The organism is Streptomyces sp. 150FB, assembly GCF_000818195.1.
Classification (GTDB): Bacteria; Actinomycetota; Actinomycetes; order Streptomycetales; family Streptomycetaceae; genus Streptomyces.
On the sequence record NZ_JTHL01000001.1, the window covers coordinates 3787113 to 3807875 of the forward strand.

Here is a 20763-nt window from a genome sequence, read left to right on the forward strand (position 1 = left end):
GGGCTGGCTGGTCGGCGGGGTGGGCTGGCGCGCCACCTTCGCGCTGCCTGCCGTCCTGCTGGTTCTGGCGCTGGCCGGCGTCGGATTCGTCGCCGAGTCCCGCGCTCAGCAGCGCCCCAAGCTGGATGTGGCCGGCGCGGTGGTGTGCGTCGCCGGGCTGGGCGCGCTGGTCCTGGGTACGGTGCAGGGCCCGGAGTGGGGCTGGGCGAGCGCCGGTGTGCTGGCGCTACTGGCCGTCGGCGCTGGGCTGTTGGCGGTTTTCACCGTCACCCAGTCGCGCTCCGCCGCCCCGCTGCTGGACCTGTCGCTGGTACGGAACCGCCGGTTCCTGGCGCTGTCCATGGTGCCGGTGGTGACGACTTTCGGCTTTGTGACACTGCTGACCTACCTGCCCACCTATCCGGTGGGCGCGGGCGGCTTCTCCGCCCAACGCGCGGGCACAGTACTGCTGTTGATGACCGCACCGGTTCTGCTGGCCCCGCCGCCGGCCGGGGGACTCGTCAACCGGGGTGTGTCGGCGCGCCTGTTGATCACGATGTCGCTGGCGATGTTCGCCGGCGGGAACGCGTGGCTCACCGTGATCGGCCCCTCCACCCCCACCGCCGAGCCTCGTCGCGCCCGAACGCGCCGGGATGGCCACCGGGTTCCTCAACACGATGCGCATAGGCAGCGAGGCCATCGTCATCGCCGTGTTCGGCGCGGCCCTGGTCAGCCTGATCGGCACCCGCGTCGACTCCCCCGAACTGGCCGCGCGGATCGCCGCGGGTGACCTGTCCGGCGACGACACCACCGCGCAGGCCGCCGCGTTCACCCACGCCCCGCACCTCGCGCTGTACGGAACGGCCGCCGTGTGCGCGGTCGGCGCGCTGGCCGTCGCCGCCGCACTGGCCCGGCCACGCCGGGAAGCCACGGTGCCGGACGAGGTGGCGGAGACACCTGAGCGGTCCCCGGAGGGCTCTGCGAGTGTTCCCTCATAACGATCGCCAACCGCAGAAAGAAGGCATTGCTATTGGACAGCTTTCCTTTTCCCATGCTGCCATGGGCACCTGGTCAGTCTGGAGAATCCCACCGCGTCCCACCGCATCCCGCCGCATCCGAACGCGCTCCTTTCGGGTCAGTGACCAGTCGTACGGAAAACGCATCAGCCGTCTCGACGACCGGACGAAGGAGTGCGCGCAGCCGCCATGACAACACGCAGCGGACCAGCCCGAATCGGCTACGGTGACCCATTCGTGTCCGAGCTGTACGAGGACATCGGCCGGCTCATCACCGGAGACCCCCCGCACACCCACGACACCCCGAACGCCCCGGACGCCCCGGACGCCCCGGACGCGAAAGAAGTGGAATCCCGTCTTCGCATTCTCGCCCGGACCAATTCCGAGGAGACGGCCGCCTACTGGATTTCCCACGAGGACGGCCTGGGTATTCCCGACAGCGCCTACAAGACGAATCCGCCCTACCTTTTTCCGGAGCAGGAGCGCGTTCGCACCTTCCGGACCAGCATGACCACCGGCACCCGGTCGGGCGAAGTCGCGTACAGCGCGCGTGGCATGGAGCTGATGGACCTGTCCATCGTGGGCAACGCGCGCCACCACATCATGCGGGGACTCGACAAACCGGCCGTGATCAGGCTGGTCCCCCCGGAGGCGGCGGCCCCCGGCATGGTCATGGCGTACGGGATGGAGCTGATCGCCCGCCGGTTCGGCGACCCGCGCCTCAGCGGCTGTGTGCTGGGCGCGCGCGGTGTGGACCACGAGGCGCTCAAGCGCCTTCTGGACGGTGCGGTCGCCGAGCGTCGGCCCGTGGTGATCATCGGGGCCACCTCGGTCTTCACCAACCTCTGCCGGACCCTGCGGGAGCTGGGACAGTCCTGGGAACTGCCGCCGGGATCGCGCCTGGTGGACGCCGGCGGCCACAAGCTGGCCCGGCGGGTCACCGTGGACGAGATACGGGCGGCGGCGGCCGAGATCTTCGGGATCGGTCCGGGCGGCCACCGCAACCTGTTCGGCATGACGGAGCTGGCCAGCCAGCTCTACGACGGCGACAGCGAGGGGGCCGACGTCGCAGCCGGACCCGCGGGCGAACGGCCCAAGGCCTCCGAGCCGTTCGTACGCACCCTGGTCCGCTCCCCCGTCGACCTGACGCCCCTCGCACGCGGCACCGGGCTGCTGGAAGTGATCGACCTGTGCGTCATCGATCGCCCCTGCGCGGTCCTCACCGGCGACTGGGGGATCGCCGGACCCGACGGCACGGCGATCGTCGGCCGGGTGGCGCAGGGCCGACCGCGCGGCTGCTCACTGGCCCTCGACGCGATCACCACCGACCGGGGGAACGATGCCTGAACTCCGCTGCGTCTCCTGGCTTCCGACCTGGCTCGACGCCGAAGAACTGGTTCGCGCGACTGTCGACAGCGACGACAACGCGGCCGTCCACCACTACGGCCTGCGGCCCCGCGACGGGGAGTGGCACCCACTGGCCGAGGGGCTGCGTACGGCGCACGAAGCACTGCGGGCGCTGCCGGTCGCCGACATCGTCGCCGCCCTGGACGAGACGTGCGTCCGCTGGGCCGACCGCGATCACGTGCACCGCGTCGCGGCGCGGCGGGACATCGTGGCCGCCACCGGATTCTCACCCGAGGCCGTCGACCGCAGTCTCGACGTCGAACTCGGCAACTACCGTGCCCAGACGCTGAACAGGGTCCTGCGCCGCGAACTCGGCGACCCCCGGGTCCTGGACGGCTTCCGGCCGGACACCGAACTGGACGGCAGTACGGTCGCCGTCGGGCCCCGGGTGACCACGGTGGTGTGCAGCGGAAACGTGCCGGGGCTGCCCGCGCTGTCCGTCGTACGCGCGCTGCTCGTCAAGTCGGCGGTGCTGATCAAGGTCGCAAGCGGCGAGCCGTCGTTCACCGCGCACTTCCTCCGCACCCTCGCCGAGGTGCGTCCGCTGCTCGCCGACGCCGTTGTCGTCACCTACTGGAGAAGCACCGACGAGCACGCGCTGCGCGCCGCCGTGGACTGTGCGGACGCCGTGATCGCCTACGGGAGCGACACGGCCTGCGCCGCCGTACGCGCCTGTACGGGCCCGCACCAGCGGTACGTCGAGCACGGCCACAAGGTCTCGGTCGGCGTGGTGACCCAGGGCTATCTGGGGGCCGTCGGGCTGCCCGAGGTGGCCCGGCGCGCCGCCGAGGACGTGTCGACGTTCAACCAGCACGCGTGCATCGCCCCACAGGCCTACCTGGTGGAGCGCGGCGAGGTGGGCGCACGCGACTTCGCCGAGGCGCTCGCACACGCCATGGCCGAGTACGCCGCCGGGTGCCCGCTGGGCTCCGTACCGCCCGCGGACGCGGCGGCCCTCCAGATGCGCCGTGCCGCCGCCGCGTGGACTGCGGCCGGCGACCCCGGGCGGTACGGCTTCTGGCGCTCGCCGGGCCTGGACTGGACGGTCACGCTCGCCCACGGCCCGGTCCCGGTGCACGGCACGGGCAACCGCGTGATCAGCGTGATACCGGTGGACGACGCGCGTGGTGTCGTGACCGAACTGCGCCCGCTCGGGACCCATGTACAGAACATCGGGCTGGGCGCGGTCGGCGACGAGTTCCGGTCGCTGGCCGCCGAACTCGCACGCCTCGGCGCCTGCCGTATCAGCGAGCCGGGCCGGATGGCGAGTCCCAGTGTGATCTGGCGGCATGACGGCATGCCGTGCCTGGCACAACTGCTGCGCTGGTGCGACATCGAGATGCACCGGGAAGCGCGGCCGTCCACAACAGCGTTCCGTGGCCAAGGATGAGGGAGCCGACCATGACCGAGACAGCGACCACCACTGCCAGAGACCTTCACCCGCACCTCCCCGCATCCGTGGAGGTCATCGACTGCACACTGCGCGACGGCGAACAGGCGCCGGGCGTCTGGTTCACACTGGAGGAGAAACTCGACCTGGCCACCGCCTTGTCGAACGCGGGCGTCACCGTCCTCGACGCCGGCTTCCCCGCCTCGTCCCCCGGCGAACTGGAAGCCTTGCAGGCCATGCGGGACCTCAAGCTGAACGCTTCCATAGGAGCCACCGCCCGCCCGCTCCCCGGCGATGTCGCCGCCGCTGTGAAGGCGCGGGCGGACGAGGTGTTTCTCTTCATGCCGACCAGCGATCTGCGGCTGAAGGAGACACTCGGCACCACCCGCGACAAGGCCACCGCCGTCTTCCGGTCGGGCGCGGAGGCCGCCGCCGCGGGCGGGCTGGGCATCAACCTGGTGTTCGAGGACGCGACGCGCACCGATCCACGCCAACTGATCGACACAGCAGCCGAATTGCGGGAGCACGTGCCGATCAGCCGGCTGATCCTGGCAGACACCGTCGGATGCGCCCACCCGGCGAGCATGCAGCGCCTGATCCGCCGTCTCGACGACGCGCTGGACCACGAGATCACCCTCTGCACCCACAACCACAACGACTTCGGGCTGGCCGTCGCGAACACACTGGCGGCGGTCGGCGGCGGGGCGAAGGCCATCACCTGCACGGTCAACGGGATCGGCGAACGCGCCGGGAACGCGGACCTGGCCGAGTGTGTGGCGGCCATGACCCATCTCTACGGGGTACGGCACGGCATCGACCCACTGGCGCTGCCCGCGCTGTCAGCCGCCGTCGAGCGGGCGAGCGGCATACACACCAGTCCGATCAAGCCCGTGACCGGCTTCAACGTCTTCCGGCACGAGTCGGGTGTGCACGTCGACGGCATGCTCAAGGACACACGGAGTTACGAGTTCCTGCCCGCCGCCTGGGTGGGCAGGAGCACCGAGTTCGTCCTCGGGAAACACAGCGGCACCTCGCTGGTGCGCCACATCCTCACCTCGGCGGGCATCGCGTGCGACGACGACCTGCTGGTCACCGCGCTGGCCGAGGTGAAGGAGGAGATCGAGCGGAGCGACAAGGCCGGGCACAGGACGGCCCACGCGGCCGCCGGAGCGGCCAACCGGGCGCTGCTGGGCGGCCATGACCAGGCGAGGTTCACCGAGCGCCACCGCGACCGCCGCCCCTCCTCCGGAGGACAGGTCGCGGAACGGACCGACGGACAGGTGGCGCGATGAGCGGGCACGGACGCACGATCAGCGACAAGATCATCGACGCGCACACCGTCGACGGCAGCGAGGACGCGCTCCACCGCGAGGTGTACGTCGACGCGCTGCTCGGCCATGACGCCACCATCGCGCTGCTGGTGGACGAGTTCGAGCGGCGTGGTCTGGAGATCTGGGACCGCGACCGGGTGATCTTCACCAACGACCACTTCTCGCCGCCCGCCACCATCGAACGCGCGGACATCTCCAACAAGTTCCTGCGTTTCGCGCGGGAGAAGAACGTCACGCACCTCATGCTCGACCGGGGTATCTGCCACCAACTGCTCGTCGAGAGCCCGCTGTGCGCACCGGGGAGTCTGATCGTCGGGGCGGACAGCCACACGGTCATGGGGGGCGGCGTCGGCGCCTGCGCCACCGGGATGGGCTCGACCGACATCCTCTACACACTGGCCACCGGCAGAACGTGGATGCGGCGTCCCGAGACCGTACGCGTCAGATTCCACGGGGCGCTCACACCGCACTGCAACGGCCGGGACGTCATCCTCGAACTCCTGCGGCTGCTGGGCGAAGCCGGCGCGCAGTACCGTTCGCTGGAGTTCCACGACCTCGCCGACCCCCCGCTGGAACAGGACGACCGGTTCGCGATCTCCAACATGGCCGTCGAACTGGGCGCGAAATTCGGTGTGTTCGTACCCGACCGGGTGACGGCCGCGTACTGCGCCGAGCGCGACGGGCAGCCGCCGTCCTCACTCGTCGTACCGGACGAGGACGCGCACTACGAACGGACCGTGGACGTCGACCTGTCCGCGCTGGCCCCTCTCATCGCCAAGCCGTGGTCGCCCGGAAATGTGGTGCCGGTCACGGAGATCGAGCGGAAGCCGGTGTCGGTCGCCTTCCTCGGGTCCTGTTCCAGCGGCCGTATCACCGACATCCGCGACGCCGCCGAGGAGGTCAAGGGCAGGACCATCCACCCGGAGGTCAGGTTCGTCGTCATTCCCGCCTCGGTCGAGGTGTTCAAGGAGGCGCTGCGGGCGGGTTACGTCGCCACCCTCACCGACGCCGGGGCCAGCTTCAACCATTCGAGCTGCGGCCCCTGCGGAGGCATCGACAAGGGCGTCCTGGGCGCGGACGACGTCTGCGTCTCCACCTCCAACCGCAACTTCCGCGGCCGGATGGGCCATTGGGAGAGCCGCACCTATCTGGCGAGCGCCCGCACCGTCGCGCGTGCCGCACTCGCCGGGCACATCGGTCCCGAGCTGTACGACGAGGGGAGCCCCGGATCATGACATCGACCGTGCCACCGGCCATACCGCCGATCACCGGCCGGGTATGGCTGTTCGGCGACAACCTCAACACCGACGTCATCCACCCGCCGCAGTTCTTCAGCCTCGACGAGGCGAAGGTCAAACGGGGGCTGTTCCACGGGCTCGACCCCGACATCCAGCCGGGTCTGCTCCCCGGGGACATCCTCGTCGGTGGCCGCAACTTCGGCTGCGGCTCCAGCCGCGAGACGTCGATACGGTCGCTGAAGCTGAACGGGATCGGGGCGATCGTCGCCGTGGACTTCGCGAGGATCTTCTTCCGGAACTGCACGAACAACGGCATCCCCTGCCTCACTCCGACCGACCCCGGGGACCTGGACCTGCTGCGCCGCCATCAGGTGGTCGAGATCGACGCCGGCGAAGGCCGGATGACATCGGACACCGGGGACACGATCGCACTCGACCCGCCGGGGCAGTTCGTCCAGCGCGTCTGGCGGGCAGGGGGCCTGCTCCCCCTGCTGCCCGGCCCGCGAGCCGGCCGAGAGGTGTGACGGTGCGGACCGAACCACGGCCGCGTGCCGGCGCGCTGCGCGTCCACACCTGGGGCGGCCGCTGGGGCGAGGCGCTGCGCGCGGCGGTCTCCGGGCCCTTCGAGGAGGCCACCGGAGTACGGGTACGGCACGAGCCGCACATCGGTCTCCCGCTGCCGCCCGCCCTGCTGTCGGCGCTCGAAGCCGGGGAACGTCCGCCCGTCGACGTCGTCTGGTCGAACTCGGTACCCGCGCTGCGCGCCGCCGAGGCCGGCCGGACTCTCCCGCTGGATCCGGTCCGTATGCCGGTCCTGACGGAGCTGCGCGGGCGGGCCAGGCCCGAGGGTGAGGCTGCCCGGTCGGTCGTCCACCCGTACGTCGTGTACTACGTGCTGGGCTACCACAAGGAGGCCTTCCCGGCCGGGCCGCCCCGCTCCTGGGACGTCCTGCTCGACGAGCGGTACCGGGGCAGGATCGCCCTCTACCCGCACGGGAACGGTCTGCACGCGATCGCGCAGGCCATGGGGGGAGGCAAGGTGGCCGACATCCCCGCCGACATGGAGGCGTGCTGGAGGTTCCTGGGCCGGCTACGGCCGCGGATCGCCGAACTCGAATACAGCATCGGCATGGAGGAGCGGCTGCGCGGCAGGCAGCTCGACCTGTGTTTCCGGGCGCTGCCCAACGTCCTCGCCTTCCAGGAGGGCCTGCCCGTCGGCTGGAGCGTGCCGGACGAGGGAACGGCCGACACCGTGGACGCCCTGTGGATCCCGCGTGGCGTACCGGAGGAGGTGGCGGACCTCGCGGCGCGGTACATCGCTTTCGCGCTCCGGCCCGACGTCCAGCAGGACTGGTGCCGGCGGCTCGGAGTCATGCCCGTCCATCCGGCGGCCGGGATTCCCGCCCTGCTGCGCCGCCCCGATCTGCCCGCCCACGCCGACGACCACCGCGGGATTCTGCATGTCCCCGAGCGCGTCAAGGTGGAGCAACAGGCCGCGTGGGAAAGCCGGTTCGCCGAGATCTTCGGCTGACGGGGACCCCGCCGCACGGCAGGCCCCGGAAAGCGTCGCGACGGGGCAGCCCAACTCGCCGACTCGCCAACTCGCCGACTCGCCAGCTCGCCGTTCGCCAGTTCCCCCATTTCGCCATTTCGCCAGTTCTCCAGTTCTCCAGTTCGCCAGTTCGCCAGTTCTCCAGTTCGCCAGTTCGCCAGTTCGCCAGTTCGCCAGTTCGCCGGAAAGAGACTTCAGCATGTCCGAAACAGGCCAGAGCACTCCGCACGCCGACCCCGCGCCCCCGACCGGGGGCTGCCCCTTCGGACCGGGAGGCCGGGACTTCAACCCGTTCGCCTCACCCGACTACGCCGACTTGTATGCCCAGTTGGAGACGGCGCGCAACGAATCACCGGTCTTCTTCAGCGAACAGTTCCGCATGTGGATCGTCACGCGGTACGACGACGCCCTGAAGATACTCAAGGACGCCGAGCGCTTCTCGTCGTCCACCAGACCCATCATCATGGCGAGCTTTCCGGACGAGGTCAGGGCCGTCCTGGAGCGTACGCACACCTTCTCCGCGCCCAATCTCGGCTTCGACGGGCAGCCCGCCCACGACCGCCTGCGCGGGCCGGTCGCGAAGTACTTCTCGGCCAAGGCCATGAACCGGCGCGCTCCCCGGATCGGCGAGATCGTGGCCGAGGTCCACGCGAACATACCGGCCGGTTCACCGGTCGACCTCGTGGAGTCGTTCGCACGGCCCGTCGCCAACCGGGTCGTCATCGATCTCGCCGGGCTTCCCCTCGAGGACCACGACCGGATCATGCGCTACCACGAGGCGGTCAACGCCTTCTTCTTCGGCAAGCCGCCGCTGGACAGGCAGCTCGGATACGCACGGGACGTCCGCGAGCTGGAGACGTACCTCGCCGGCGTCATCGAGGAGCAGCGGATCGCCCCGAGGGAAGGCCTGATCAGCTACCTGCTCGGCCTGATGGACAAGGGCGAGGCCCACTACAGCACAGCGGAGTTGATCAGCCTGATCAGCTTCGACATCATCGCCGCCGGCATCCGCCCGGCCGGGTACGTCATCGTCAACCTGTGCCGGGCGCTGCTGCGCGACCCCCGGCACTGGGAGGGCCTGCGCGCGGACCCCGACCTCTTCGACAGCGCCTTCAACGAGTCGCTGCGCCACTCGGGGATGGCGCTCGGCGTCTTCCGCCAGGCGACCACCGACGTGGAGGTGGCGGGCGTCCCGGTCCCCCGGGGGGCCGTGCTCTGGGTGCTGGTGGCGTCCGCCAACCATGACGACAGCCGCTTCCCCGACCCGGAGGTCTTCGACCCGCACCGGCCGAACCTCGCCGGTGGCCTCCACTTCTCGCAGGGGCTGCACTACTGCCTCGGCGCGTATCTCGCGCGGACCGTCGCGCGCGCCGGGCTCGATGTGCTGATGCGGCATCATCCGGGGCTGCGCCTCGTACCGGACCAGGCCGTCACGTACGAACCGAGCATCAACGTCATGGTCCCGGCGGGGCTGCTCGTGCACCTGTGAGCGTCCTGGGAGCGCGCGGTGAGCGCGCCGCCGCCGTACGAGTGGCCCCCGGCGGAGGGCCGCCCGCGCGGTCAGACCGCGCGCGGGTCGCCGCCCCCTCGGTAGCTGTCGGTCTCCGGCGTGACCAGAGCCTTCCGCAGCCGGTCCAGGAGCGCCCTGGCAGCCGGCCCCGACGGGCCGTCGGCGCGCCAGGCCAGCGCGATACGGGCGCGTGGCCGCGGGTCGGTGATGTCCAGCGTCCGCAGGCTGAGTGACTCGGCGGTACCCGGGGGAAGGGCCGGCAGGACGGCCACGCCGAGCCCACGGACGGCGAGTTGGGCCAGCAGGGCCGGGGAGGCCGCCTCGAAGGCGAAGCGCGGCTCGATGCCCGCCTCGGCGAACGCCCGGTCGAGGACGCCGCGCAGTCCGGTACCGCGCGGCAGGCTGATCAGCGGACGGTCGCGGAGCGCCTCCAGCGGGATACTCCTGCGGCCCGCGGGACGGAGCAGCGGATCCCCGGGGGCGACGACGGCCACCAGAGGGACGTCGATCACGACCTGCCAGCAGATCCCGGGCGGCGGGTCCTCGTCCGTCAACCCGATGAGGGCTATGTCGAGTTCGCCGCACTGCAGAGCGGCGAGCATCTGCTCCGAGGTGGTCTCGCCGAGGGCGATCTCCACCTCGCGGTGGTCGTCGTGGAAATCGGCGATGACCGACGCCACGTCGAGTTCATTGGTGGCGGCGCCGGAGACAAGGCCGATCGTGACGTGCCCGCGCAGCATCCCGGTGAACTCGTCCACCGTCTGCCGTACGGCCTCGGCGGCGGCGAGGGCGGCGCGTGCGTACGGCAGTACGGCCTCGCCCACCTCCGTCGTGGTCACCGACCGGCCCGAACGGTCCAGCAGTGGCTGCCCCAACTCCTTTTCGAGCCGCCGGATCTGCGCGCTCACGCCCGGCTGCGCGAGGCGCAACCGGGCTGCCGCACGGGTGAAGTTGGCCTCCTCGACCACAGCTACGAAGTACTGCAACTGACGATGCTCCATAACTGTTGATTCTAGCATCGAGACATTCAAGATATTAGACTTATCGTTGAATTGCTGGCAGCTTTGAAGCCATGGGGAACAACACGAACCAAAGGCTCCAGGACGTGCCCACTTTCACCGGTCCGGTCTTCCACCCCGGTGACGACGGCTTCGACGAGGAGGTCTCCGGCTTTCAGGCCGCGTACACCCACCGGCCCGCTCTGGTCGTCGGCGCCGCCGACGCCGAGGACGTCCGCACCGCGGTCGGCTACGGGGCGGCGCGGGACGTGCCGGTGGCCGTGCAGGCGACCGGCCACGGTCTCTCCGTGGCGACCGACGGCGGCGTGCTGATCAGCACACGGCGCCTGACGGGGATCCGGATCGACGCACCGGCCAGGACCGCCCGTGTGGAGGCCGGGGTCCTGGGCGGCGCGCTCATCGAGGCGGCGGCGGCCCACGGGCTGGCACCGCTCAACGGTTCCGCGCCCTCCGTCGGTGTCGTCGGTTACACCCTGGGCGGTGGAATCGGCCTGCTGGCCCGGCAGTTCGGGTACGCGGCGGACCATGTGCGCTCCATCGAGATCGTCACGGCCGACGGCTCGCTCCGCCATCTGGAGCCGGGCGACGAGCTGTTCGGGGCAGTGCTCGGCAGCGGCGGCAACTTCGGCGTGGTGACCGCTCTGGACGTGGACCTCGTCCCCGTCGAGACCGTCTACGGAGGCCAGTTGGTCTTCGACACACCGCTGGTGGACACCGCGCTGGAGACCTGGCGGCGCTGGAGCGCCGATGCTCCCGACGAGGTGACCACCTCCGTCACCCTGATGGGCTACCCGGACATCCCGGTGATCCCGGCCCCGCTGCGCGGCCACTACGTCGCCTCCTTCCGTATCGCCTACAACGGCCCGCAGGAGGAGGGCGAGCGCCTTGTCGCCGCACTGCGTGACGTCGGCCCGCGGATCAAGGACGACCTGCGGAGCATGCCGTACACCGAGACCCACACCATCCACAGCGAGCCCGACAGCCCTCACCCGTACACCGCGACGAACGCGCTGCTCGGCGAACTCACCCCGCAGGTGCTGCGCGTGCTGCTCGGCACGGCGGGCCCCGGCTCGCCGGTCCCGTGCCTCGTGGACATCCGCCAGCTCGGCGGCGCCCTGCGCACGCCGGGTCCTTCCGACGCCGTACTGGACCACAGGAAGGCCGAGTTCGTCGTACGGGTGCTGTCCTCGCCCGGGCTCGGCGGCATCGGGCCCGACGCGATCAGGGAGCGGCACGCGCTCGTACGCGAGTCCCTGGCGCCGTGGACGCTCGGCCACAGCCTCGGCTTCCTGTACGGGGACGGCGAGCACGCCGACGAGGCCCAGACCAGGGCTGGTTACGAGCCGGGAACGTACGACAGGCTCGCCGCGCTCAAGCAGGTCCACGACCCGCGGAACCTCTTCCGCTTCAACCGCAACATCCGCCCAGGAGCGAACGCCTGACCACCCGCGACGACGACAGGAGAACAGCCATGGACATCCACAGCGCGATCGCGGCCGAACGCCGGGAGCTGGCCGCCGTGCTCGACGGACTGCCGGCCGCCGCGTGGGACGCGCCCACACTGTGCGCCGGATGGCGGGTACGCGAGGTCGCGACCCACATGTCGATGGGATTCCGCTACTCGGTCCCCAAGATGGCGCTCGAAGTCGCCAAGGCCAAGGGCAATCTCCACCGGATGACCGACCGGTGCGCCCGCAGGGACGCGGCGGCCTTCACCACGGCTCAGGTGGCCGCGCTCCTGCGGGACAACGCCGACCACCCCTGGAAGCCGCCGGTCGGCGGGTTCGAGGGGGCACTGGGTCACGACGTGATCCACGGTCTCGACATCACGGTCCCGCTGGGCCTGGACCGCCGGGTGCCGCTGGAGCGGGTACGCGTCCTGCTCGACAAGGTCGGTCCCGGCACGCTCAAGCGCTTCGGGGCCGACGTCGACGGCATCGAACTGCGCGCCGACGACACCGACTGGAGCTTCGGCGCCGGCACACCCGTGACCGGTGCGGCGCAGGATCTGCTGCTGGTGCTCTACGGCCGCAAGCTGCCGGCGGGCCGGCTGAGCGGCGAGCGGTCCAACCGCTTCGTCGCCGCCTGAAGCGGGACACCTGACGCACGACGCACGGCGACATCCCACCCCCACTCCGCGCTGTCCGTGCCACACTCCCCCGGCACGGGCAGCGCGGCTTTGCCGCGCGCCCCTCCCTCGACCGCCCCCCTCACACCGCCGGCCGGGGCTCCCGGTCGGACAGGTCGGCCCGGTCGGCCGCCCGGCCGAACACACGCCACATCCACACCTGCGCGAAGCCCACGGCGACCAGCACCGGCAGCACGATCGCCGCCAGCAGGCCGAGCGTCGAGGAGTCGGCGATCACGTCGCCGAGCGCGAGTCCGCCGTCGCCGGAGCGGGTGGCCAGCACGGTCGTCCCGTGCGCGACGGCGACCGTGACGGGGAGCGCGATCAGCGGAGCCGTACCCCGTACCAGCGCCCTGGTACTGCGGCCGGCGCCGTGGTCACGGCCGGAGCCGAGGACGGCGACGGCGGGGAGCAGCGCGTTGATCGCGACGGCCACCGGTGAGCCGGCGAAGACCAGGCCCAGGACGGCGGTGACGAGGATCAGCCCGAGCAGCGTCCAGGTGAGCCGGCGCCCGAACTGATCCGTACGGGCGACGGGCGGAACCCCGCCGGGTGCGTTCCGTACGGTGAGGAACAGGCCCTGCCGCAGGCTCGCCACCACGAACACGGCCGCCGACGCCAACGCGTACGGGTGCAGCAGGTCTCCGGCCGTAGCGGTGGCCACGCCGTCGCCCGTGCTGGACAACCCCCGTACCAGCACGGCCAGTACGGCTCCCCAGCCGGCCGCGAGCAGTAGGCTGCTGACGGGGATCACCACGTCCCAGGCCCTTCGCCAGCCGGTTCCTGGGAGCGCGGGCCTGAACCACAGGCCCGCGTCGCGCAGGCACCAGAGGCACACCAGCACGACGACCGGTGACCGCAGCCCGGAGACCAGCCCCTCCTCCAGGAGCGGCAGCGCGCCGAAGAGAAGGCCCGCGAAGGCGATCAGCCACACCTCGTTCGCGAGGAACAGCGGTACGACGGTGCGGCGCAGCCGCTCACGTTCCGCGTCGGAGCGGCCGAAGAAGAAGAGCATGCCGACGCCGAAGTCCATGCTCTCCAGCGTCAAGTAGCCGACGAGAAGCAGGCCGGTCAGGGCGTACCAGAAGATGTCCATGGCGGGGGTTCCTCAACTGTCCTGAGGTGGGCCGGGTCAGTGGCAGTGGGTCAGTAGGAGGGGCGTACATCCGTGTCGGCCACTTCCGTCTCCGACGACCGTCGCCGCGCGGGGAACAGGTCGGCGTCACCGACGAGACCCGCATCGGGCCCGCGCCGGGCGTAGTGGCTGATCAGCGACCAGTCGACGGCGGCCAGGAGGAGCAGGAGGGCGGTGAAGACGATGAACGAGACGGCCATCCCCGTGAGCGGGACACCGGACACGGCCTGCTGGACGGTGAGTTCGCCGGTGACCATCCACGGCTGCCGCCCGATCTCCCGGGTGAGCCAGCCGCTGATCAGGGCGAGGAAGCCGAAGGGCAGCAGTACGACGGCCAGCCGCAGCCGCAGCCGCTTCCGGGACAGCGGTACTTCCGTGCCGCGCACCGCGGTGGCCGGGATCCAGGCGAGGACCAGCAGCACCACGCCGAGCAGGATCATGACCGAGGAGGTCCACTCCAGCCAGGCGGGCGGCAGCCAGTCGCCCGGGCCGAACGCGGCGGCGGCGTCGGCCCGTACGTCCGCCAGCTCGGCCCCGCTCACGCCGGCCATGACGGCGAGTTTCTCGGGCTGGTAGTCGCTCAGCGCGCCCATGTGGACGAGGCCTGCGACGACCGTCACCAGCGCGCCGATCCCAGCCGTGACGGAGCCCTGCACCAGGGTGGGGCGGAAGAACGCGATCTCGTTGTCACGGAGAATGTGGTGGGCGCTGACGGCGGCGAGGAACATTCCGGCGAGCAGCGCCACCACACCCGCGATATGGAACACCCCGTACCAGGTGGCCTCGTTGGAGAAGATGGCGAGCCAGTCGGTGACCTCGGCAGTGCCGCCGCGCATCATGTAGCCGACCGGATGCTGCATAAAGCCGTTGACCACCATGATCCAGAAGGCGGACGCACAGGCCGTCAGTGCCACCAGCCAGATGAGGGCCGCGTGCAGCCGGTCGGGAATGCGGTGGAAGCCGAATGCCCACAGTCCGAGAAACGTCGACTCCAGAAAGAAGGCGACGATGCTCTCCAGAGCCAGCGGTGCGCCGACCACGTTCCCCATGACATGGGAAAGGCCCGACCAGTTCAGCCCGAACTGAAACTCCTGGACGATTCCGCTGATGATGCCGAGCGCGTAATTGATGACGTAGAGCCCGCCCCAGAAACGGACCCGCCGCATCCGCGTCGCGCGCGTCTCCTCGTCCCGGGTGCGCACGGCACGTGTCTGCATGCAGGCGACGACGGTGACAAGCCCCAGGGTAAGGGCCACGAACAAGAAGTGCAGTGTCGCTGTCGTGGCGAACTGCAGGCGTGCGAAGTCCACTTCGTCCATGGATCGGTCTCTCCCATAGCTGAGCCGGCTGAGCGCTTCTGGAAGCGGTGCGTCACACCAGCACGGTGCGTGCGTACTCCACCAGTGCCACGGCCGCCGGGCTGATGGGACCGCTGGCCCGCCAGGCGAGCGCGAGGCGTCCGCGCAGGTGCGGGACCTGGATGTCGAGGGGGTGGAGGTGCTCGGTGTTGGCCCCGACGAAGGGTTCGGGGAGGATAGCCACGCCGAGCCCGCGCGCGGCGAGCTGCGCCAGTACGCGCGGGTCGCTCGCCTCGTACGCGACGCGGGGCTTGATGCCGGCCGCGGCCCACGCCGCGTCGGAGGCGGCGCGCAGCCCACTGCCGACGGGCAGGCACATCAGCGCATGGGACGCGATCTCCTCGGCGCCGACACTGCTCCGCCTGGCCAGCGGATGGTCGTGGCTGACGGCGCCGATCAGGGGTTCGTCGGCGATGATCTGTACGTCGAGGCCGCCCGGCGGCTCGGCCGACACCCCGATGACGGCGACATCGATCCTGCCGGACCGGGCGTCGGCTATGAGCTGGTCGGATCCGCCCTCGGAAAGGGATATCTCCACGGAGGGGTACTTCTCGCTGAAGTCCGCGATGAGTTCGGGAAGGCTGAGGGACATGGAGGAGGCAACGGAACCGACAGCGACCTGCCCGCGTACCAGACCGGTCAGGTCGTCGACGGAATTCCGCAGACTGTTCACCGCGGTGAGTACGGCGCGGGCATGCGGAAGCGCCGCCGCGCCCACATCGGTCAACTGCACCGACCGGCCGCCTCTGTCGAGCAGGTCCTGCCCCAACTCTTTTTCGAGTCGCCTGATTTGCGCGCTCACGCACGGCTGCGTCACATAGACACGGGCCGCGGCCTTTGTGAAGCTACCCTCTTCGGCAACAGCGACGAGGTACTCCAACTGACGCATTTCCATGCCACGAGCGTAAGCGGCAGAAGACATCAACCGGCGTTTCTTGACATCGAGTTGACATAAAGAGCGGTGGAGCTGACCGGAACGGCCCCGCACCCGCGCGGCAGCGGGGGAACGGGCGCCGTTCACGGTCCGGGCAAGCTGTCACACCCCGACCCGGTCGGGGGCCGCGCCGAGAGGGTGCAGCGTGCCGGTCTCATAACTCTCACGGCAGGCGGTGCGCCGCACCTTGCCGCTTGTGGTCTTCGGCAGGGTGCCGCGGCGTATCAGCACCACGTCGTGCGCGTCGATCCGGTGGTCGCGGCGTACGGCCTCGCGCACCGCGGCCACCACCTCGGCCTCGCCCGCGTACCGCAGCACCCGGCTGTCGGCCTCGACCACCAGCACCAGGCCCTCGCTCCGCCCGGTGTCGACCGGGAAAGCGGCGGCGGACGCGGGGCGCAGCAGCGGATGGCTGCTCTCCGCCGTGTACTCGATGTCCTGCGGATAGTGGTTACGGCCCTTGATGATGAGCAGGTCCTTGAGCCGGCCGGTGACATACACCTCGCCGTCCCTGACGAACCCCGTGTCACCGGTGCGCAGGAACGATCCGCTGTCCGGATCGCCCTGGATCCGCGCCCGGAAGGTCCGTTCGCTCTCCTCCTCGCGGCCCGCGTAGCCGGCGGCCACGCACGGTCCCGAGACCCAGATCTCGCCGACCTCGTCGTCGGCCGCCGCCCGCAGGGTGCGCGGATCCACGATGCGCACGCTGGTGTCGCCCACGGGTACGCCGCAGCTCATCACCGGCACACCCGATGCCGCCCCCGCCGCGGCATCCGGCTCGCCGGTCGCCGGGACGACCCTGCCCAGCCCCAACTCCTCGGCGTCCAGGCGCAGTGCGCGCGCACCGGTCCCCGGCGGCGTCCCGCTGACCTTCAGGGTGTTCTCGGCGAGGCCGTAGGCGGGCACGAGCGTGTCGGGCCCCAGACCGTACGGGGCGAACTTCCCGGTGAACTCGGCCACCGTGTCCGCCCGTACCGGCTCAGCGCCGTTGATCCCCACCCGCCAGCGCGACAGGTCGACAGGTCCCTGCGGCCCGGCCCCCTGAAGGCACAGGTCGTAGGCGAAGTTCGGCGCGGCCGTATGGGTGCCGCCGAACCGTGACAGCGCCTCCAGCCACCGGGCGGGGCGCCGGATGAACGCCTCGGGACCCATCAGGTAGGCCGGGCGCGCCGCCCACAGCGGGAGCACCACACCGAGCATCAGCCCCATGTCGTGGAAGAACGGCAGCCAGGACACGATGACACCGTCGTCCCTGACGGGCCACAGTGCGTCGGTCTCCGCCGCGTTGGCCCAGAAGTTGGCGTGGGTGACCATCACGCCCCTGGGCGCGCCGGTGGACCCGGAGGTGTACTGGAGCAGCGCCACGTCCGGCAGCGCCACGTCCGGCAGCGCCGCCTGGTGCCGCACAACGCCCTCGGCGGCCGGAGGCAGTTCGTCGGTCGCGACCAGGTCGAGCCCTTCCAGCTCGGGCAGCCCGCCGAAGTCGGCGAGCAGCCGGTCGCGGACGGCCCGGGTCGTGAGCACCAGGGTGGTGCCGATGTCGTCGGCGATCCCCCGCAGCCGTCGTACGGCATGCCGCCGGGTGGGGACCTGGAGGGGCGCCGCCGCGATCCCGGCCGAGGCGCACGCCAGCCAACTCCGGATGAACTCAAGGCCGGTGGGGTACGCGAGCACAGCGCCGCGCGCCTCGCCGCGGAGCGCCCCGAGTGCGGCGGCCCTGGCACGTACCGCCACGTGCAGCTCGCCGTACGTGGTCGCCTCGCCCGGTTCCTCGCCGTCGGTGAGGTAGGTGTACGCGACCTGGCCCGGCGTCTCCCCCGCACGCAGGGCGAGCAGGTCGGGGAGAGGTAACGGGCGTCGTTCAGCTCTGGATGGAGTACTCATTGCCGTCCGTTCTTCGATGGTGACGACGGGCTTCCTCGACGGGCCGCGCGGGGCGGACCCGCGGCGTCAGGCCAACTCGGTGAGGCCGGCCCGGGGAGCGTTGACGAGCGCCGCCATGTTGCCGGGCGGCTGGCGGTTCTCGTGCATCATCTGGTGGGCCTCCCCGATCTGTTCGAAGCCGACCAGGTCCGAGAGGCAGGGGTCGATCAGCCCGGACGACACGAGCTGGATCACGGCGCGGCACTGGGAGGGGTTGAATCCGTGGGACCCCTGGAGGCGCTTCTGACGCATCCAGAGGAAACGCAGGTCGACGTCGGCCGCGTAGCCGGAGGTGCCACCGCAGATGACGACCATGCCGCCGTTCTCGCAGAGGTACATCGAGGTGGGGATGGTGTCCTGGCCGCTGTGCTCGAAGACGATCTTCGGCGCGCGCCGCTCGCCGAGCGCCTCCCAGAAGCTCCGGCCGAAGGCGCGTACGCCGGTCATCCAGGCGCCGTAGGCCGCCTGGTCCTGGAGGTCGGGCATCCTGCCCCAGTGGTCGAACCGCGTCCGGTCGATCACGCCCGCGGCGCCGAGCCCGCGACAGTACTCCGCCCGTTCCTCGCTGGAGACCACCGCGATCGGGATACCGCCGGCATTGCGTACGAGCTGGATCGCGATGGATCCGAGGCCGCCCGCACCGCCCCAGATGAGGACCGGGTCCCCGGGCTTGACGGTGTTGCCCTCCCAGCCGAAGAGCTGACGGTAGGCGGTGGCGCCGGTCAGGATGAAGGCCGCCGCGGCCTCCCAGGTCAGGTTCTTGGGCTTCGGGTGGCACTGGAAGTCCTGCACCAGGGCGAACTGGGCGAAGGAACCGTAGTTGGACTCGTACCCCCAGGCCCGCAGGCTCGATGAGAACGTCGGGTCGGCGCCCATCCGGATGTCCTCGCCGCGCTCGTCCCACTGCCCTCCGGAGAGCATGACGTGATCCCCGACGCGGACGCCCGCCACGTCGTCGCCCACGGCGTAGACGACACCCGCGCCTTCGGAACCGCCGATGTGGAAATTCTCGGGCTCGCCGCGCTTGCGGCGGGCGGCCACGACGTCGAGCGGGTAACCGAGCGCGGCCCAGACGTTGTTGTAGTTGATGCCCGCGGCCATCACCCAGACCAGCACCTGGCCGGGACCGGGTTCGGGCACATCGATGATCTCGGTGGCGAAGGCCTTCGCGGGCTCGCCGTAGCGGTCGGGGCGGATCACGGACGCGTACATCCGCTCGGGTACGTGGCCGAGCGGCGGCGCCTCGCCGATCTCGTACAACTGCTTCCCCATGGTGGTCACCCTTCTGTTTCGGATGTGCTGCTTCGGATGTGGCGGCGGTCTCGCGCTCCGACCGCACGTGGAGGCGCCTGGAAGGACGTGAGGCACCTGGACGTCTTCAGCCCGTGGGGAGGCGGTGTTCGGTGCGCCTGAAGGGGTAGCCGGGCAGCCCGGTGCGCCTCGGCTCCCGCTGGGGATGGAGCGCCGGCCAGTCGATGCCGGCCCCCGCCGCCCACAGCGCGCCGAGGGCGCCCAGCAGGATCTTCACGTCGGATGTGGGATCCGTCGGATGCGGCAGCGCCTGGAGGATCTCGTGCTCGCCCCGCAACCGCGGGTGGCGGCGGGCCAGTGCCGAGAGGGTCGATCCCGGCCCCACCTCGACCAGCGCGCTGTGGGGGATGGCCGCGAGTGTGTCGAGCACACCGTCGTAGCGCACCGTTTCGCGCATGTGGTCCCGCCAGTAGGCCGGTGTGGCGACGTCCTCGGGCCGGGCCCAGGTGCCGGTGGTGTCGGAGATGACCGGGATGACCGGCTCATGGAGGCCGACGGTCCCGACGTACGCCTCGAACTCGTCGAGGACCGGCTCGACGATCGACGAGTGCCCGGCGCCCGGGATCTTCAGCAGCCGCGCCTCCAGGCCCTTCCCCGGGGCCTCCTCGACGAACTTCTCCACCAGGTCCTTCGGCCCGGAGATGGACACCTGGTCGGGTCCTGAGATGGCCCCGATGTCCACGCCCGGGGGCAGCAGCGGGAGCAGTTCGGCCTCGGAGAGGCGTACGGCGGCCATGGCGCCCGGCGGAAGCCCGGTGAGCAGCCGCGTACGCTCCACCACCAGCGCGACCCCGTCGGAGAACGAGAACACACCGGCCGTGCAGGCGGCGGCGTACGCACCGAGACTGTGCCCGAGGACCGCGGCGGGACGCACACCCCACCGTCCGAAGGCCCGTGCCAGGGCGTACTCCACGACAAACACGGCGGTCTGGGCTATCGCGCCGAAGGCCAGTGCGCGCTGGATCTCGGCCCGGACCTCCTCGCCCACCGGGTTGATGACGTCGCGCGGGTCCAGGCCCTGCTGCTCCAGCACCTGCTCGGAGCAGCCGTCGATGTCCGCCCGGAACAGCGGGTCCGTCAGATACAGGTCCCGTGCCATGCCGGCGTGCTGGCCGCCGTGCCCGGGGAAGGTGAAGACCACGGGCGGCGGCTCGCTGCGGGGCTTGGAGGACGACCGCTTGGGGTCTTTCAGCCCGTCGAGCTCGGCGACGGCCTCGTCGGTGCCGCGCGCCAGGACGAACCGCCGGTGCGGATACGCCCTGCGCCCGGTCTGGAGCGTCCACGCAACGTCGCCCAGGACGGGGGCGGCGGGGGCGGCGGCCGCGAGGTGTTGGCTCAGCCGCGAGGTCATCTCCCGCACCGCGTCAGGAAACTTGGCCGACAGTGGCAGCAGGTGCCAGCCCTCGTCGGCGGTCCCGCCGCGGTCCTGCGGTGCCTGCTCGACCACGGCGTGAGCGTGCGTACCGAAGGGCGCGGAGACGCTCAGTGCGGCGCGCCGGCGGCCGGTCGCGCCCGGCCATGCGGCGGCGGCA

The 20763-nt window shown here is 70.9% G+C and carries 17 protein-coding genes and 1 pseudogene; 11 read left to right on the top strand and 7 right to left on the bottom strand.

Annotated elements, in window-relative coordinates; all coding sequences use genetic code 11:
* The 9 genes and pseudogenes from QR77_RS45915 to QR77_RS16215 all read left to right on the top strand — a co-directional run.
* A pseudogene (locus tag QR77_RS45915) lies at positions 1-769 on the top strand (hypothetical protein); the annotation flags it as partial.
* On the top strand, positions 690-977 hold the full coding sequence (locus QR77_RS42200; RefSeq protein WP_150130387.1) for a hypothetical protein: 288 nt from the start codon (positions 690-692) through the stop codon (positions 975-977). The pseudogene QR77_RS45915 and the gene QR77_RS42200, both read left to right, overlap by 80 nt.
* Before the next feature lie 207 nt (positions 978-1184).
* A complete protein-coding gene (locus QR77_RS16185; protein WP_040022492.1) occupies positions 1185-2342 on the top strand; it encodes a hypothetical protein in 1158 nt (385 codons plus the stop codon).
* A complete protein-coding gene (locus QR77_RS16190; RefSeq protein ID WP_052488804.1) occupies positions 2335-3792 on the top strand; it encodes an acyl-CoA reductase in 1458 nt (485 codons plus the stop codon). The genes QR77_RS16185 and QR77_RS16190 overlap by 8 nt, the downstream gene beginning before the upstream one ends.
* 11 nt (positions 3793-3803) lie before the next feature.
* Positions 3804-5084, top strand: coding sequence for a hypothetical protein (locus QR77_RS16195; RefSeq protein ID WP_052488805.1), 1281 nt, complete (start codon positions 3804-3806; stop codon positions 5082-5084).
* A complete protein-coding gene (locus QR77_RS16200) occupies positions 5081-6358 on the top strand; it encodes an aconitase/3-isopropylmalate dehydratase large subunit family protein (RefSeq protein ID WP_040022493.1) in 1278 nt (425 codons plus the stop codon). The genes QR77_RS16195 and QR77_RS16200 overlap by 4 nt, the downstream gene beginning before the upstream one ends.
* Entirely contained in the window at positions 6355-6885 is a 531-nt protein-coding gene (locus QR77_RS46675; protein ID WP_052488806.1) for an aconitate hydratase, read from the top strand. The genes QR77_RS16200 and QR77_RS46675 overlap by 4 nt, the downstream gene beginning before the upstream one ends.
* 2 nt (positions 6886-6887) lie before the next feature.
* Positions 6888-7892, top strand: a complete 1005-nt coding sequence (locus QR77_RS16210) for an extracellular solute-binding protein (protein WP_040022495.1) — start codon at positions 6888-6890, stop codon at positions 7890-7892.
* Positions 7893-8112: 220 nt separating this feature from the next.
* Entirely contained in the window at positions 8113-9402 is a 1290-nt protein-coding gene (locus tag QR77_RS16215; RefSeq protein ID WP_040022497.1) for a cytochrome P450, read from the top strand.
* A gap of 71 nt (positions 9403-9473) precedes the next feature.
* On the opposite strand, the gene QR77_RS16220 is transcribed toward QR77_RS16215, so the two are convergent.
* Positions 9474-10424, bottom strand: coding sequence for a LysR family transcriptional regulator (locus QR77_RS16220; protein WP_040022499.1), 951 nt, complete (start codon positions 10422-10424; stop codon positions 9474-9476).
* 71 nt (positions 10425-10495) lie between these two features.
* On the opposite strand from QR77_RS16220, the gene QR77_RS16225 reads away from it, so the two are divergent.
* Both QR77_RS16225 and QR77_RS16230 read left to right on the top strand, forming a co-directional pair.
* Positions 10496-11884: an FAD-binding oxidoreductase gene (locus QR77_RS16225; protein WP_078876732.1), complete on the top strand. Its 1389-nt coding sequence runs from the start codon at positions 10496-10498 to the stop codon at positions 11882-11884.
* 29 nt (positions 11885-11913) lie between these two features.
* Positions 11914-12531, top strand: coding sequence for a maleylpyruvate isomerase family mycothiol-dependent enzyme (locus QR77_RS16230; RefSeq protein ID WP_040022500.1), 618 nt, complete (start codon positions 11914-11916; stop codon positions 12529-12531).
* Positions 12532-12652: 121 nt separating this feature from the next.
* On the opposite strand, the gene QR77_RS16235 is transcribed toward QR77_RS16230, so the two are convergent.
* The 6 genes from QR77_RS16235 to QR77_RS16260 form a co-directional block, all read right to left on the bottom strand.
* Positions 12653-13666 (bottom strand): cytochrome d ubiquinol oxidase subunit II, encoded by a 1014-nt coding sequence (locus QR77_RS16235; protein ID WP_040022502.1) that lies wholly within the window; start codon positions 13664-13666, stop codon positions 12653-12655.
* A gap of 50 nt (positions 13667-13716) precedes the next feature.
* Positions 13717-15024: a cytochrome ubiquinol oxidase subunit I gene (locus tag QR77_RS16240; protein ID WP_052488807.1), complete on the bottom strand. Its 1308-nt coding sequence runs from the start codon at positions 15022-15024 to the stop codon at positions 13717-13719.
* A 52-nt stretch (positions 15025-15076) separates the two neighbouring features.
* Positions 15077-15958: a LysR family transcriptional regulator gene (locus tag QR77_RS16245; protein WP_040022504.1), complete on the bottom strand. Its 882-nt coding sequence runs from the start codon at positions 15956-15958 to the stop codon at positions 15077-15079.
* A 141-nt stretch (positions 15959-16099) separates the two neighbouring features.
* Positions 16100-17881 carry a fatty acyl-AMP ligase gene (locus tag QR77_RS16250; RefSeq protein ID WP_052488808.1) on the bottom strand — a complete coding sequence of 594 codons (1782 nt, stop codon included), beginning with the start codon at positions 17879-17881 and terminating at the stop codon, positions 16100-16102.
* 66 nt (positions 17882-17947) lie between these two features.
* A complete protein-coding gene (gene ccrA / locus QR77_RS16255) occupies positions 17948-19192 on the bottom strand; it encodes a crotonyl-CoA carboxylase/reductase (RefSeq protein WP_040022505.1) in 1245 nt (414 codons plus the stop codon).
* 106 nt (positions 19193-19298) lie between these two features.
* On the bottom strand, positions 19299-20763 hold a 1465-nt coding region (locus QR77_RS16260), incomplete at its 5' end, for an acyltransferase domain-containing protein (RefSeq protein WP_236710682.1).